The organism is Mitsuaria sp. MSU3D (assembly GCF_056867975.1).
Window position 1 is genome coordinate 4,592,626 of sequence record NZ_CP200314.1, and the last position, 14,070, is coordinate 4,606,695.

The 14,070-nt window shown below is 66.5% G+C and carries 15 protein-coding genes and 1 tRNA gene; 10 read left to right on the plus strand and 6 right to left on the minus strand.

The features are described 5' to 3' along the window. The first annotated feature begins 51 nt into the window (after nucleotides 1-51). From AC1VNM_RS20150 to AC1VNM_RS20160, 3 genes are all read left to right on the plus strand, one after another. Nucleotides 52-2,304: a sensor histidine kinase gene (locus tag AC1VNM_RS20150; protein WP_483108075.1), complete on the plus strand. Its 2,253-nt coding sequence runs from the start codon at nucleotides 52-54 to the stop codon at nucleotides 2,302-2,304. Nucleotides 2,305-2,310: 6 nt separating this feature from the next. After that, the gene (locus tag AC1VNM_RS20155) at nucleotides 2,311-3,039 is read left to right on the plus strand and encodes a response regulator (protein ID WP_377159443.1); all 729 of its coding nucleotides are present in this window, start codon (nucleotides 2,311-2,313) and stop codon (nucleotides 3,037-3,039) included. A gap of 75 nt (nucleotides 3,040-3,114) precedes the next feature. Beyond that, nucleotides 3,115-3,190 (plus strand) — tRNA-Phe (locus tag AC1VNM_RS20160). A gap of 88 nt (nucleotides 3,191-3,278) precedes the next feature. On the opposite strand, the gene AC1VNM_RS20165 is transcribed toward AC1VNM_RS20160, so the two are convergent. The 4 genes from AC1VNM_RS20165 to AC1VNM_RS20180 form a co-directional block, all read right to left on the minus strand. After that, nucleotides 3,279-3,713, minus strand: coding sequence for a group I truncated hemoglobin (locus tag AC1VNM_RS20165; protein ID WP_483108076.1), 435 nt, complete (start codon nucleotides 3,711-3,713; stop codon nucleotides 3,279-3,281). Nucleotides 3,714-3,767: 54 nt separating this feature from the next. Then, on the minus strand, nucleotides 3,768-4,652 hold the full coding sequence (locus tag AC1VNM_RS20170) for a DUF3034 family protein (RefSeq protein ID WP_483108077.1): 885 nt from the start codon (nucleotides 4,650-4,652) through the stop codon (nucleotides 3,768-3,770). Further along, a complete protein-coding gene (locus AC1VNM_RS20175; RefSeq protein ID WP_483108078.1) occupies nucleotides 4,652-5,071 on the minus strand; it encodes a VOC family protein in 420 nt (139 codons plus the stop codon). The genes AC1VNM_RS20170 and AC1VNM_RS20175 overlap by 1 nt, the downstream gene beginning before the upstream one ends. Before the next feature lie 189 nt (nucleotides 5,072-5,260). Beyond that, complete coding sequence (locus AC1VNM_RS20180) at nucleotides 5,261-6,142, minus strand: ferritin family protein (RefSeq protein ID WP_377159433.1); 882 nt, start codon at nucleotides 6,140-6,142, stop codon at nucleotides 5,261-5,263. A 183-nt stretch (nucleotides 6,143-6,325) separates the two neighbouring features. Between AC1VNM_RS20180 and AC1VNM_RS20185 the strand changes: the two genes are divergently transcribed. Then, nucleotides 6,326-6,940 carry a glutathione peroxidase gene (locus tag AC1VNM_RS20185; protein ID WP_483108079.1) on the plus strand — a complete coding sequence of 205 codons (615 nt, stop codon included), beginning with the start codon at nucleotides 6,326-6,328 and terminating at the stop codon, nucleotides 6,938-6,940. A 578-nt stretch (nucleotides 6,941-7,518) separates the two neighbouring features. Here the strand turns inward: AC1VNM_RS20185 and corA are convergent. After that, a complete protein-coding gene (gene corA / locus AC1VNM_RS20190; RefSeq protein ID WP_067281145.1) occupies nucleotides 7,519-8,508 on the minus strand; it encodes a magnesium/cobalt transporter CorA in 990 nt (329 codons plus the stop codon). A 741-nt stretch (nucleotides 8,509-9,249) separates the two neighbouring features. On the opposite strand from corA, the gene hpf reads away from it, so the two are divergent. From hpf to hprK, 3 genes are all read left to right on the plus strand, one after another. Continuing rightward, complete coding sequence (gene hpf / locus AC1VNM_RS20195) at nucleotides 9,250-9,591, plus strand: ribosome hibernation-promoting factor, HPF/YfiA family (protein WP_067281141.1); 342 nt, start codon at nucleotides 9,250-9,252, stop codon at nucleotides 9,589-9,591. Between the two features lie 288 nt (nucleotides 9,592-9,879). Then, complete coding sequence (ptsN, locus tag AC1VNM_RS20200; protein WP_067281138.1) at nucleotides 9,880-10,350, plus strand: PTS IIA-like nitrogen regulatory protein PtsN; 471 nt, start codon at nucleotides 9,880-9,882, stop codon at nucleotides 10,348-10,350. Between the two features lie 49 nt (nucleotides 10,351-10,399). Further along, nucleotides 10,400-11,362: an HPr(Ser) kinase/phosphatase gene (gene hprK / locus AC1VNM_RS20205; RefSeq protein WP_377159427.1), complete on the plus strand. Its 963-nt coding sequence runs from the start codon at nucleotides 10,400-10,402 to the stop codon at nucleotides 11,360-11,362. A gap of 97 nt (nucleotides 11,363-11,459) precedes the next feature. Here the strand turns inward: hprK and fur are convergent, their stop codons facing one another. Next, entirely contained in the window at nucleotides 11,460-11,891 is a 432-nt protein-coding gene (gene fur / locus AC1VNM_RS20210) for a ferric iron uptake transcriptional regulator (protein WP_377159425.1), read from the minus strand. An 83-nt stretch (nucleotides 11,892-11,974) separates the two neighbouring features. On the opposite strand from fur, the gene AC1VNM_RS20215 reads away from it, so the two are divergent. Genes AC1VNM_RS20215 through AC1VNM_RS20225 form a run of 3 tightly spaced genes read left to right on the plus strand, consistent with a single transcriptional unit; the run spans nucleotide 11,975 to nucleotide 14,056 of the window. Beyond that, nucleotides 11,975-12,568, plus strand: coding sequence for an outer membrane protein assembly factor BamE (locus tag AC1VNM_RS20215; protein WP_483108080.1), 594 nt, complete (start codon nucleotides 11,975-11,977; stop codon nucleotides 12,566-12,568). Beyond that, the gene (gene dapB / locus AC1VNM_RS20220) at nucleotides 12,565-13,371 is read left to right on the plus strand and encodes a 4-hydroxy-tetrahydrodipicolinate reductase (protein ID WP_377159421.1); all 807 of its coding nucleotides are present in this window, start codon (nucleotides 12,565-12,567) and stop codon (nucleotides 13,369-13,371) included. Before AC1VNM_RS20215 ends, dapB begins: the two co-directional genes overlap by 4 nt. 40 nt (nucleotides 13,372-13,411) lie before the next feature. After that, nucleotides 13,412-14,056 (plus strand): MotA/TolQ/ExbB proton channel family protein, encoded by a 645-nt coding sequence (locus tag AC1VNM_RS20225; protein ID WP_483108081.1) that lies wholly within the window; start codon nucleotides 13,412-13,414, stop codon nucleotides 14,054-14,056. Nucleotides 14,057-14,070 lie beyond the last annotated feature (14 nt).

Here is a 14,070-nt window from a genome sequence, read left to right on the forward strand (position 1 = left end):
TCTTCCTCCGTCGTTTTTCCGATCCCCCTGTTTCAGCAAGGACCCTGACCCGTGACCAAGTCGGCGCGCCTGGCGTGGTTGATCTCCGTGACCGCGATCGCGGGTGCCAGCGGCATGCTGGCCTTCCTGCTGTCCATCAGCACGACCGCGCAGCGCGGCTTCCTGGAGCGCCATTACGTCTGGCTGTTCTGGGTCAACGTCGCGGTCGCCACCGCGCTGATCGTCGTCATCGGCGTCGCCGGCACGCGGCTCGCGCTGCGGGTGAAGCGCGGCCGCTTCGGCAGCCGCCTGCTGCTCAAGCTCGCGGGCATCTTCGCGATCGTCGGCGTGGTGCCGGGCCTGCTGATCTACACGGTCTCCTACCAGTTCGTGAACCGGAGCATCGAGAGCCTGTTCGACCAACGCCTCGCCAGCGCGCTGGAGGCGGGCCTGGCGCTGGGCCAGGACACGCTGGAGAACTTGCGCACCGAGCAGACCGTCCGCACCCGCGCCGCGGCCGAACGCTGGGAAGACGGCGCGCTGGCGCCACTGGCGCTGGAGCGGCTGCGCGATCAGCTGGGCGCGCGCAGCGTCGCCCTGGTCGCGGGCAACGGCCAGATCATGCTGTCCGCCGGCGGCGAGTCGAGCGAGATCCCCGCGCGGCCCAATTCCACGCTGATCTCGCAGGCGCGCAGCAACGGCATCGCCTCGCGGCTGGAAGGTCTGGAGGACGAGCAACTGGCGATGCAGGGCGAGGCGCGCATCCGCTCGCTGGCCCTGCTGCCGAGCAGCGCGCTGCAGCTGACCAACAGCGACCGCTATCTGATGGTCGTCAAGCAGATCTCCGGCAAGGTGATCAGCAACGCGCTGAACGTGTCGGCGGCGAACCAGGAATACCTGCAGCGCTCGCTGCTGCGCGACGGCCTGCGGCGCATGTACCTGGGCACGCTGACGCTGGTGCTGATCCTCGCGGTGTTCGCGGCGCTGCTGCTGGCGGTGGCGCTGTCCAACCAGTTGGTGCAGCCGCTGCTGCTGCTGGCCGAAGGCATGCGCGAGGTCGCGACCGGCGACCTGAAGGCCAAGCCGGTGTTCCGCTCGCGCGACGAGCTCGGCGGGCTGACGCGCTCGTTCGCGGACATGACGCAGCAGCTGGCCGACGCGCGCGCGCTGGTCGAGCACAGCGTGACGCAGCTCGAGAGCGCGCGCACGCACGTGCAGACCATCCTCGACAACCTGACGGCCGGCGTGATCGTGTTCGACGCCGATCGCCGCATCGAAACCGTCAACCCCGGCGCGACGCGCATCCTGAAGCTGCCGCTGTCGGCCTACGTGGGTCGGCCGCTGGAGGACCTGCCGGTGCTGGCGGTATTCGGCAAGGACATCTGGCAGCGCTTCGAACTGCAGAGCAGCCCCGAGGCGAGCGAGCGCGAGCACTGGCAGGATTCGTTCGAACTGCAGCTCGACGAAAAGACCGCGCTGACGCTGCTGGTGCGCGGCGCACTGCTGCCGCAGGGCGCGCGACTGCTGGTGTTCGACGACATCAGCGAGGTCGTGTCGGCGCAGCGCTCCGCCGCCTGGAGCGAGGTGGCGCGGCGGCTCGCGCACGAGATCAAGAACCCGCTGACGCCGATCCAGCTGTCGGCGGAGCGCTTGCAGTTCAAGCTCGAGTCCAAGCTCGAAGGCACCGATCAGGCGATGCTGGTGCGCTCGGTGGGCACCATCGTCAACCAGGTCCAGGCGATGAAGCAGCTGGTCAACGAGTTCCGCGACTATGCGCGGCTGCCCGCGGCCAAGCTCTCGCCGCTGGACCTGAACGCGCTGGTCGCCGAGGTGCTGACGCTGTACGCCGAAGCCCAGGAGGCGGGGCAGCTGAAGGCGGACCTGGCGACCGATCCGCCGCTGATGATGGGCGACGCGCCGCAGCTGCGGCAGGTGATCCACAACCTCGTGCAGAACGCGCTGGATGCGGTCAGCCATCGCCCGGACGGCCACGTGACGGTGCGGACCCAGAAGTCGTTGACCGAAGCCGGCGAGCTGCGGGCGCTGCGGTTGGTGATCGTCGACAACGGGCCCGGTTTCGCCGAGAACGTGCTGAAGCGCGCCTTCGAGCCTTACGTCACGACCAAGACCAAGGGCACGGGGCTCGGGCTTGCCGTGGTGAAGAAAATCGCGGACGAGCACGGCGCTCGCATCCGCTTGGTGAATCTCCCAGCAGCCAGCGGCGCCGATCAGCCGCCGAGCGGCGCACAAGTTTCGTTATCATTTTCAAAACTCGCGACTGCACCGAGCCCTGCGCAGGACGCGCCTCGGCCGCGTGAACAGTAGGCATACATGGCAACCATTCTTGTTGTTGACGACGAACTGGGCATCCGCGCCCTCTTGTCCGAAATCCTCTCCGACGAGGGGCACACCATCGAACTCGCGCAGAACGCCCAGCAGGCGAGGGCGAGCCGCGAGCGCTCGCGTCCCGACCTTGTGCTGCTGGACATCTGGATGCCGGACGTCGACGGCATCACGCTGCTCAAGGAGTGGGGCAGCACCGGGCAGTTGACGATGCCGGTCATCATGATGAGCGGCCACGGCACGATCGACACGGCGGTCGAGGCGACCAAGTTCGGCGCGATGGCCTTCCTGGAAAAGCCGATCACGCTGCAGAAGCTGCTGCGCGCGGTCGAGCAGGCCCTGGTGAAGACCGCGCCCCGCCCGGCGCCGCCGGCGGCGCCGGTGATCGGGACGGCGATCGGCAACAGCTATCCGCGTCCGGAGACGCTGCCGCCCATCGCGGCCGGCACGCTGCCGGTCCAGACGGCCGGCCTCGCCCCGGTGACGCCGCTGCCGCATCAGGGCCTGGCTTCCGAACAGGTCTTCGAACTGGACCGTCCGCTGCGCGAGGCGCGCGATGCGTTCGAGAAGAGCTACTTCGAATTCCACCTGGCCAAGGAGAACGGCTCGATGACCCGCGTGGCCGAGAAGACCGGCCTGGAACGCACCCACCTGTACCGCAAGCTCAAGCAACTGGGCGTCGATTTGTCGAGAAACAAGCGAGGCAGCGGAATTTAGTGCTATAGTCGCTGTCTTCGTTGTTCGGCACAGGACGCAAGACCTGGAACAACGGAGCGAGAGACACAGTCTCACGGCCAAGTAGCTCAGTTGGTAGAGCAGCGGATTGAAAATCCGCGTGTCGGTGGTTCGATTCCGCCCTTGGCCACCAGATTCAAGAAAGCCCGGCTCTGCCGGGCTTTCTGCTTTCTGCCTCGACGCGCCAGTCGGGCCATCGAGGGCACGGCTCCCGCCGCGCCTCAGCGCGTGATGATGTCCCGATGCATCGGCGCGAGCAGCGCCAGCAATCGGTTCTGCACCGCGAACGGCACCTGCTGGTCGTCCATCGCGAACTGCAGGTCCTCGACCAACGCGTTGAAGTCGGCCTTGGTCAGCGCCAGATGGGCGTGCGAGTTCTTCATCGTCTCGCCCTCGTACTTGCACGCGCCTCCGCTGAGCACGCAGAACTGGTTGCGCAGCGACTCCTTCAGCGCCTTCGGATTGACGCCATCGAACTTCTTCTGGATGCGCGGATCCGCATAGGCGCGATCGACCATGCCGTCGACGATCCGGGCGATGCCTTCATCGCCACCGAGCGAACGGTACAACGCGTCGTCCGCCGCGTGCGCATGCACGCCCACGCCGATCAGCAGCGCCAGCGCGCTTGCCGTCCACAGTCTTCGAGCAGATCGCATCGTCCAGGTCTCCTCGTCGATTCGTCGTGATGGCGACTTGGCGTCGCGCCGGGATCAGTACGCGAACTGGATCGACCCGTACACACCGCGCTGTCTCCGCGGCTGGATGCCGGGCACCACACGGCCGAGGTCCACGTACGCCGCCGTCAGCGAGACGTGCTTGTTCGGCGCCCAGGCGACGAACACGTCCTTCCAGTCATCCTCGCGCAGCCCGTCGCCGAGGATCGACGGGTAGAGCTTGTCGGGCTTCATGCGGTACTCGGCGCCGATCGCCCACTGCTTGTTGATCAGGTACGCGATCGACACCTCAGGCATCAGCGAATACCGGCTGCTCGCCGTGCCGCCGAAGCCCAGCAGACCGTTCTGGTTGGCCCGCGTCGCGCGCAAGGTCACGTTCACCAGCGTGCTCTGCGCCAGGAACAGCTTGGTGGCGCTCAGATAGACGTCGACGCCGTTGCGCTTCGCGCCGAGCGCGCTCAGCGTCGGCGCAAGGCCGCCGGCATCCAGATGCTTGTATTCGACACCGAGCGCAATCTGCGGCATCCAGGTATCGGCGTCCAGCACGGCGTCTCCACCCAGCCGGACCTTCGCACCGAGAATCGTCTGCTTCAGCTGGAGCCCCGGGAGACCCAGTGCCGCGCCCGTCCCGCCGGCGCTGAAATCCTGCTTCGCGATCGACAGCTCGGCGCGCTCGCCGAAGGCCACGGACGCGCCGTAGCCGGACAGGCCGTAGTCCTGCACCGGCAGGCGCGTGAAGTAGGCCGTGGCGCCGACCTGGCCGCTGGTGGCATAACTCCCGGTCAGGGCCCAGGGGGTCAGGCCGCCACCGGCAGCGCCGTCGATGCTGCTCACCCCGCCGGTCAGCAGCAGCTTGCCCTGTGCCTGCGCGGCACAGGCCAGCGGCACGGCCAGCAGCAAGGGGACCAGCGATCGAAGCATCACCAGGCGCCGATGTTGGGCAGGGAGATCCACGGCTCGGCCGGCGGCAGCGCGGGGCCGTCCTGCAGCAGTTCGACCGAGATGTTGTCGGGCGAGCGCACGAAGGCCATGCGGCCATCGCGCGGCGGACGGTTGATCGTCACGCCGGCGTCCATCAGCCGTTGGCAGGCGGCATAGATGTCCGGCACCGCGTAGGCCACGTGGCCGAAGTTGCGACCGCCGGTGTAGACCTCGGGATCCCAGTTGTAGGTGAGTTCGATCTGGGCATCCTCGTCACCGGGCGCGGCGAGATAGACCAGCGTGAAGCGGCCGGCCTCGTGCTCGCTGCGGCGCACTTCCTGCAGGCCGAGCGCGTCGCGGTAGAACTTCATGGACGCTTCGATGTCGGTCACTCGGACCATGGTGTGCAGATACTTCATGAGCGGTCGGCGGATGGCGGTGGGAGGAAGGGGAAGGGGAAGGGGAAGGGGAAGGGAATGATGCATTGTGGCCGCGGCGGGCCAGGTGCGCATGCGCCAGGGCCATGTGCGAGGACCGCCTCGGTGCGGCCACGACAAAAGAAAAGGCCCGCGTCAGCGGGCCTTCGTGCGAGCGGCGGGCTCGGAGGGTCAGGTCGCCTTCGGCGCCGCGTCGCCACCCTGCGCCTGTTGCGCCGCCTGGGCCAGGCGCTGCGTCAGTTCCTTGCGGAAGCGGTTCAGCTCCTGGACGCTGGCGAAGCTGCGCTCCATCAGCAGGCTCATGTTGTGCAGGATGCGTTCGACCACCTTGTTCTCCCACACGGTGTCGAACTGGATCTGCTTGTCCAGCCAGCGCTCCAGCCATTCCGGATCGGGCAGGCGGCTCTGGATGGTGTCGCGCGGGAACAGCTTGGCGTTCACGTGCAGGTTGGTCGGATGCAGCGCCTGGGCCGTCCGGCGCGCGCTGGCCATCAGCACGCCGACCTTCGCGAACGCGGCCTTGGCCTCGTCGCCGAACTTGGTCATCGCGCGCTTCATGTAGCGCAGGTAGGCGCCGCCATGGCGGGCCTCGTCGCGCGACAGGGTCTCGTAGATCGCCTTGATGACCGGCTCGGTGTGCCATTCGGCGGCACGGCGGTACCAGTGGTTCAGGCGGATCTCGCCGCAGAAGTGCAGCATCAGCGTTTCCAGCGCGGGGGCCGGGTCGAACTCGAAGCGCACCTCGTGCAACTCCGCTTCGGTCGGCACCATGTCCGGACGGAAGCGGCGCAGGTACTCCATGAGCACCAGCGAATGCTTCTGCTCCTCGAAGAACCAGACGCTCATGAAGGCCGAGAAGTCGCTGTCGTCCTTGTTGTCGCGCAGGAACATCTCCGTGGCAGGCAGCGCGGACCACTCGGTGATCGCGTTCATCTTGATCGTGCGCGCCTGGTCGTCGGTCAGCTTGGACGCGTCGAACTTGTCCCACGGGATATCCGTGTCCATGTTCCAGCGCACGGCCTCGAGTTGCTTGAAGAGTTCGGGATAAAGCATCTGTCTGCGTCCTGTTGAGCGCGGCGGATTCTACCGGTCGCACCATGACATTCCCTTACGCCATCCGCCCGTGGGGCGATCTGGCCTAATCGCGCTTCCAACGGACCTGAAGCCACGTTCGCTTCTTACGCAGCGCCGCAGCCTTCGGACCATCCGGATTTACCGATCCCAGGAGATAACGACATGACCCAGTCCTTCGGTTCCTTCTTCAGGCGAGCCGCGCTCCTGCTGGCGCTGGTGTCGCCGTTCGCCGCGACGTCCGCCCACGCCGCGCCCGCGGCCGAGACGACTGCATCGAGCGCCTCGTGCCCCGAACTGCTCAACCGGCAGATGCCCCGCCTGCAGGACGAGAAGCCGCAGGCGCTGTGCCAGTACGCCGGCAAGGTCGTGCTGGTGGTCAACACGGCCAGCTTCTGCGGCTACACGCCGCAGTACAAGGCGCTGGAAGCGCTGTCCGCGCGCTATGCGGACAAGGGACTGGTGGTGCTCGGTTTTCCCTCCGGTGACTTCGGCAACCAGGAGTACGGCAGCAACAAGGAGATCGCCGAGTTCTGCGAGAACACCTTCAACGTGAAATTCCCGATGTTCAGCAAGAGCAACGTGGCCGCCGGAAAAGCCGATCTGAATCCGCTCTTCGCCGACCTGGCCAAGCGCACGGGTCAGGCGCCGAAGTGGAACTTCCACAAGTACTTGATCTCGCGCGACGGCAAGCAGGTCATGAGCTTCGCGTCCGGCGTGAGCCCCGACAGCACCCAGTTCACCCAGGCCGTGGAAAAGCTGGTCGCGCAACCGCAGTGATGAGTGCGCTGAGCCACTGAATCGGAAAACCTGCGCCTGCGCCTCATTTTCTCTCGAAAAAACTGATCTCAGGGCGCGGGGTTGGGCAATCGGTGCGCCTGTAGCGAAGGCTCGTCATCACCCTGAAAACTGTCCCGGCTAGGCGGGACAACAGTGACAGTTGCTCACTTATTCGTTCATCGATGGGATGACATCGACGGCGATGCGCTGCACCATGACGGCTCGTTCAACACATCGCTGACGACAAACGCCAGCGCCAACAGCCGGTAGCAGCGGTCCCTTTGGGGACGCTTAAACGGGCCGGAAGGCGCAGCGGTTCAGGAGGGCATTCCGGGTTTCCACCGATCCCGGCAGCGATGGGAGTAAAGTCAACGCATCCACTTTCAGCCGCAAGACCTGCTTCCTCGTGAAGCTGCAATCCCGAGGCCTTTCTCCTCCTCCTCCCTCCCTCCCTCGTTGGCCAGGGGCGTCTTGAGGCTACTTTTATACCCAGGGCTTCCGCATCGCGGAGGCCCTTTGTATTTCTGCCTTGCAGACGCCTCCCGGGCTCGCAAGAGCCTGGGCGGACTTGGACGGGATCAGGCGAGCCAGCCCTTGCGGCGGAAGTAGATGAAGGGGGCGGTGACCGACGCGACCATCAGTCCCAGCGCGAAGACGTAGCCGTACTTCCAATGGAGCTCCGGCATGCCGTCGAAGTTCATGCCGTAGACGCTGGCGATCAGCGTCGGAGGCAGCAGTGCCACGCTCGCGACCGAGAAGATCTTGATGATCTTGTTCTGGTTGATGTTGATGAAGCCGACCGTGGCGTCCATCAGGAAGTTGATCTTGTCGAAGAGGAAGGCCGTGTGCGAATCGAGCGAGTCGATGTCGCGCAGGATCTGCCGGGATTCCTCGAACTGCTCGGCGTTGAGCATGCGGCTGCGCATCATGAAGCTGACCGCGCGGCGCGTGTCCATCACGTTGCGCCGGATGCGGCCGTTCAGGTCTTCCTCGCGCGCGATGGCGGCGAGCACCGCGCCGGCCTCGGTGTCGTTGACGTCCTTCTTCAGCACGCGCGCGCTGACCTTCTCGAGGTTGTCGTAGATGCCCTCGAGCACGTCGGCGGAGTACTCCGCATCCGCGTCGTAGAGCTTGAGCAGCACGTCCTTGGCGTCCTCGATCAGGGCGGGGATGCGACGCGCGCGCAGGCGCAGCAGGCGGAACACCGGCAGGTCCTCGTTGTGGACCGAGAACAGCACGTTGTTGAACAGGATGAAGGCCACGCGCACATTGCGCGGCGCCTCCATGTCGTCGATCAGGAAGTCGGAACGGATGTGCAGCTCGCCGTTGTCCTCCTCGTAGAAGCGGGCGGACTCCTCCAGATCCTCGTCGACGATGTCTTCGGGGATCACCAGGCCGAAGCGTTCGCGGATCCAGTCCTTCTCCTCCGGCGTGGGCGACTCCAGGTCGACCCAGACCGGGTCACGACCGTCGTCCGTGCGCGCGAGCAGTTCGGCGGCGGTCGCGATCTCCTCCTGGACCATGCCTCCCTTGAGGCGGCCGTTGTCCAGCGTGAAAACATTGAGCATGCAGGTCCTTCGTCGGCGGTGACGCGCTCTGGCGAACGCGCAAGCCGGAGTGCGCGTTGACGGATCCTCGGGATCGTCGCGGCGCAGGAAGTTGTCGGGGAGCGGGCGGCGCCGGGACAGCGGCGCGCGCGGAATGCAGGTCGAAGGTGGCCCGTCTCACTCCGGACAAGCGTCGCGGCGGCGTTGGCGCGGTGACGCTGAACGCTCAGGGGCTGCGGCGGATTGACGCTGGAGTGGATGGCCACCGAGGGTGGTCGCTGTCCAAGGGAAACTCCAGTAATCGGGACGCGGAATTATCACATCGCGCTCTCGGGAGCGGCAAGGAAGAGCGCCTCGGAGCGTCCGCCGCACAACACCCAGCATTCGAGCACGGACCTCGCCATGCCGCAAGGCGGGAATATTCGCCCCCAAACCTTGCTTTTGATCACTTGCCCGAGCCCCGGATCGGGAGCAGACTGGCCTCGTCTTCTTCATCGATGTCGCCTCAGAACCCGCATGCCATCGGCCCTCGCGGCCTTCCGGGTCCCTCGCGGACCGTTCATTCCGACGCCATCCTCTGATCCCCCATCCGCTTCCCGCACGCTTCCGACTCCCTGTCGGCGGCGTGGCCTTCCACCCACATCGATTTCCCCACCGCCTCAAGGCACAAAGACCCCCAAGACCCTGAACCGCTCTTTTCCCGCGGCATCCGCCGCCGACTCCGACACCGTTTCCGACCAAGCCCTTGTGAAAGGAGGCTTTATGAACCTGACCATCAGCGGCCACCATCTCGAAGTGACACAGGCTCTGCGTGAGTACGTGCTGAACAAGTTGAGCCGGGTGATCCGGCACTTTGACCAGGTCGTGGACATCAACGTCCTGCTGACCGTGGAGAAGCAGAAGGAGAAGGATCGACGCCAACGCGCGGAAGTCACATTGCATGTGAAGGGACGGGAGATCTTCTGCGAGCACTCGCACGAGGACCTCTACGCGGCCATCGACGAGCTGATGGACAAGCTGGATCGGCAGGTCTGCCGCCACAAGGACCGTGTGCAGAACCATCATCATGAATCGGCCAAGCGCATGGACCTGAGCGCCGGATGACCGGCTCCCGGGTTCCCGCCACGGCCCACGCCGGGCGGTGAACCCGCTCCGGACCCCGGGGATTTCCCGGGGTTCTGCCCGCAAGGCGGCCCGTCGGGCCGCCTTTTTGCCGAGAATTGTTGCAATGCAACACCAGGGACGACCTTTTCACAGGAGCGTCGCATCCGTCACACCCCCTGTCGGTAGCGGGATTCCTATAATCCTGTCCCTCAACCCTCGAATCTGCGCCCCGCTGGTGCGCAGCGCTGCTCTCCCAGCCCGCCGGTCGTCGTGACCGGCAAATGCCCGATGAACCGTCTCGCCGCCATCCTTCCTGCCAGCAACGTGCTGGTCGATGTGGACGCTTCCAGCAAAAAGCGGGTCTTCGAACACGCGGGGCTGCTCTTCGAGAACAACCATTCCATCTCCCGCGCCGCGGTCACGGACAACCTGTTCGCCCGCGAACGTCTGGGCTCGACCGGCCTGGGTCACGGCGTCGCGATCCCGCATGGCCGTATCAAGGGCCTGAAGAATCCGCTGGCCGCCGTGCTGCGCGTGCAGCAGCCGATCGGCTTCGACGCGCCGGACGACGAGCCGGTCACGCTGCTGATCTTCCTGCTGGTGCCCGAAGCGGCGACGCAGAGACACCTCGAGATCCTGTCCGAGATCGCCGAAATGCTGTCCGATCGCGAACTGCGGGAGCGCCTCAAGACCGAGCCCGAAGCCGCGACGGTGCATCGCCTGATCGCCGACTGGGAACCGCTGAAGTCGGTCGCCTGAGCGCCGACAGCCCTCCGACCCCTCACCGCCACGACCACGGCCGCCGAACTTGAAAGCCACCTCCATCAGCGCGGACCGGTTGTTCGAGGAGCACCGCGAGGCCCTGCGTTGGGAGTGGATCGCGGGACACGCGCATCCTGAGCGCCGCTTCGACGAAGCCGCGTTGCGCGACGCGCAGTCGGCCGCCGATCTGGTCGGCTACCTGAACTACATCCATCCGTACCGCGTGCAGATCGTGGGCCGACGTGAGGTCGGCTACCTGAGCCAGGCCTCGGGCGACGTGCTGGACCGTCGCATCGCGCGCATCGTGACGCTGGAACCGCCGGTGATCATCGTCGCCGACGATCAGGCGCCGCCGGACCGGCTGGTCGCGATGTGCGACCGCGCCGAGATCCCGCTGTTCACCACCGCCGAGAGCGCCGGCCACGTCATCGACCTGGTCCGCGCCTACCTCGCGCATGTCTGCGCCAACCGCACGACGCGGCACGGCGTGTTCATGGACATCCTCGGCCTGGGCGTGCTGCTGACCGGCGAGTCCGGCCTGGGCAAGAGCGAACTGGGCCTGGAGCTGATCAGCCGCGGCCACGGCCTGGTGGCGGACGACGCGGTGGACTTCTTCCGCATCGCGCAGACGGCGATCGAGGGCCGCTGCCCCGAGCTGCTGATGAACCTGCTCGAAGTCCGCGGCATCGGTCTGCTGGACATCAAGGCGATCTTCGGCGAGACGGCGGTGCGCCGGAAGATGCGCCTCAAGCTGATCGTCCACCTGGTCCGCAAGGAAACGATGGAGCGGGACTTCGAACGCCTGCCCTACGAGCCGCTGTACGAGGACGTGCTGGGCATGCCGGTGCGCAAGGTCGTGATCGCGGTGGATGCCGGTCGCAACCTGGCCGTGCTGGTCGAGGCCGCGGTACGCAACACCATCCTGCAGCTGCGCGGCATCGACACCTACCGCGAGTTCGTCGAGCGCCACCAGCGTGCGATCGAACAGGGCCTCAACGACACGAACTGAGCCTCGATCCCCAGCGGATCAGGAAAAGAGAAAGGGGCTCCATCGGAGCCCCTTGTCGTTGTCGTTGTCGGCGTCTTGATCGCCGACGTCGGACCGCTCAACGGGCCGTCTTGTTCGGACAGTCCTTCTTCACGCAGTTCGCGTACAGCGCGAGGGAGTGCTCCTGCAACTGGAAGCCGCGATCCATCGCGATGGCGTGCTGGCGTTCCTCGATCTGCGGATCGTAGAACTCCTCGACGAAGCCGCAGGTCAGGCACACGAGGTGGTCGTGGTGATGGCCCTCGTTGAGCTCGAACACCGCCTTGCCGGACTCGAAGTGATTGCGTGACAGCAAGCCCGCCTGCTCGAACTGGGTGAGCACGCGATAGACCGTCGCAAGACCGATGTCCGCGCGTTCATCGAGCAAAGCTTTGTAAACGTCCTCGGCGGTCATGTGCCGCTGTTGGGTCGTCTGGAAGATCTCGAGGATCTTGATGCGGGGCAAGGTGGCCTTGAGCCCGCTGTTCTTGATTTCGTCTGACCGGTTCATGGGGTTTGCGCCTGCGGAATAGCGTGGGTGCGTGCCGCTAGAATCCGTCGATCATAGCCCTAGCGCCTCGGCCGAGACGTGCCATGTCATTGAATTTCCGTATCCCCCGCATTGCACGCCGGAACGCCTCCGGCACCGCCGTGGCCGGCCTGGTTGTTGGTCTCCTGGCGCTGGGCGGCTGCTCGCAGATGCCCAAGTTCGACGCGCTCTCCGTGAGCGGCGAGAAGGTGCTCGGCCTGGTCACGCCGTATCGCGTCGAGATCGTCCAGGGCAACGTCGTCACGAAGGAGCAGATTGCCGCGGTCAAGCCCGGCATGACCCGCGCCCAGGTGCGCGACGTCCTCGGCTCGCCGCTGCTGGCCGACGTCTTCCATGAATCCCGCTGGGACTACGTCTTCACGATCCGGCGCCAGGGTGCCGCACCGCAGAACCGCCACATCCTGCTGACCTTCAACGGCGATCAGCTGTCGAAGATCGACGCGCCGGACGACCTGCCGACCGAGAAGGAATTCATCGCGTCGATCAACACGCTGAAGGTCTCCGGCAAGGAGCCCAAGCTCGAACTGACGGAAGAGGAGCGCAAGGCGCTGCCCCCGCCGGTGCGCACCGCAGCGACCGCGACGCCGGAGCCGATCGGCCCGACGCGCGAGTACCCGCCGCTGGAGCCCCGCCGATGAGCCGTCTGCGGATCGCGATCACCGGCGCGTCCGGCCGCATGGGCCGGATGCTGGTCGAAGCGGTGCTGGCGGCGGACGACCTCGAACTGGCCGCCGCGCTCGATCGCGACGGCAGCCCCGCGCTGGGCCAGGACGCCGGCGCCTTCCTGGGTCAGACCACGGGCGTCGCGATCTCCAGCGACGTCAGGGCCGGCCTGGCCAAGGCCGATGTGCTGATCGACTTCACCCGTCCTGAAGGCACGATGGCTCACCTCGCGCTGTGCGCCGAGCTGGGCGTGCGGACCGTCATCGGCACCACCGGCTTCAGCCCGGACGAGAAGGCGAAGATCGGCGAGTTCGCGCAGCGCGCCGCCGTCATGATGGCGCCCAACATGAGCGTGGGCGTGAACGTGGTGCTCAAGCTGCTGCAGCAGGCGTCGAAGGCGCTGGCGCAGGGTTACGACATCGAGATCGTCGAGGCGCACCACCGCCACAAGGTCGACGCGCCCAGCGGCACCGCGCTGAAGATGGGCGAGGTCGTGGCCGAGGCGCTCGGCCGCGACCTGAAGACCTGCGCGGTCTATGGCCGCGAAGGCGTCACCGGCGAGCGCGATCCGTCGACGATCGGCTTCGCGACCGTGCGCGGTGGCGACGTGATCGGCGACCACACCGTGATGTACCTGGGCATCGGCGAGCGCATCGAGATCAGCCACAAGGCGTCGAGCCGCGCCACGTTCGCGCAGGGCAGCCTGCGCGCCGCGCGCTTCCTGGGCGAACGCAAGACCGGGCTGTTCGACATGAACGACGTGCTCGGCATCGCCTGACCCCGCACGCTGCCACGATCGGCGCCCGACCCGCGACGCGATGACCGAACTGATCCATCTCTGGCAAGCGGGCGACGGTGTCGCCCGTTTCGTTTCGCTGCTGCTGCTGACGATGTCGGTGTGCAGCTGGGTCCTGATCTTCTGGCGCAGCTGGACGCTGGCCCGGGCGCGGACCGACCTCGGCCGCGGCCTGCCGGTGTTCTGGGCAGCGCCTGACGTCGGCCAGGGCCGTGACCAGCTCAAGACGCTCGATCGCGGCGCGCTGATGCTGCCGCTGATCGACGCCGCGATGCAGGACAGTGCGCCGGGCACGCTGGCGGCCTCCGCGCAGAAGACCTCGCAGCTGACGCGCCGCCTGCGCGATGCGCTGCACGCCGTGCTGAACGGCCTGAGCCGGGGCCAGATCGTGCTGGCGACCATCGGCGCCACCGCGCCCTTCGTCGGCCTGTTCGGTACCGTCTGGGGCATCTACCACGCGCTGATGAGCATCTCGTCCACGGGCAATTTCAGCCTCGACAAGGTTGCCAGCCCGGTCGGTGAAGCGCTGATCATGACCGCCGCCGGTCTGGCCGTGGCGATCCCGGCGGTGCTGGCCTACAACCTCTTCGGCAAGTGGGTCGCCGCCTGTGAGGCGGAGCTCGAAGGTTTCGCGCACGACCTGCGCGAGCTGGTCGGCGGCGCGTGAGCGCCCTTCCCGTC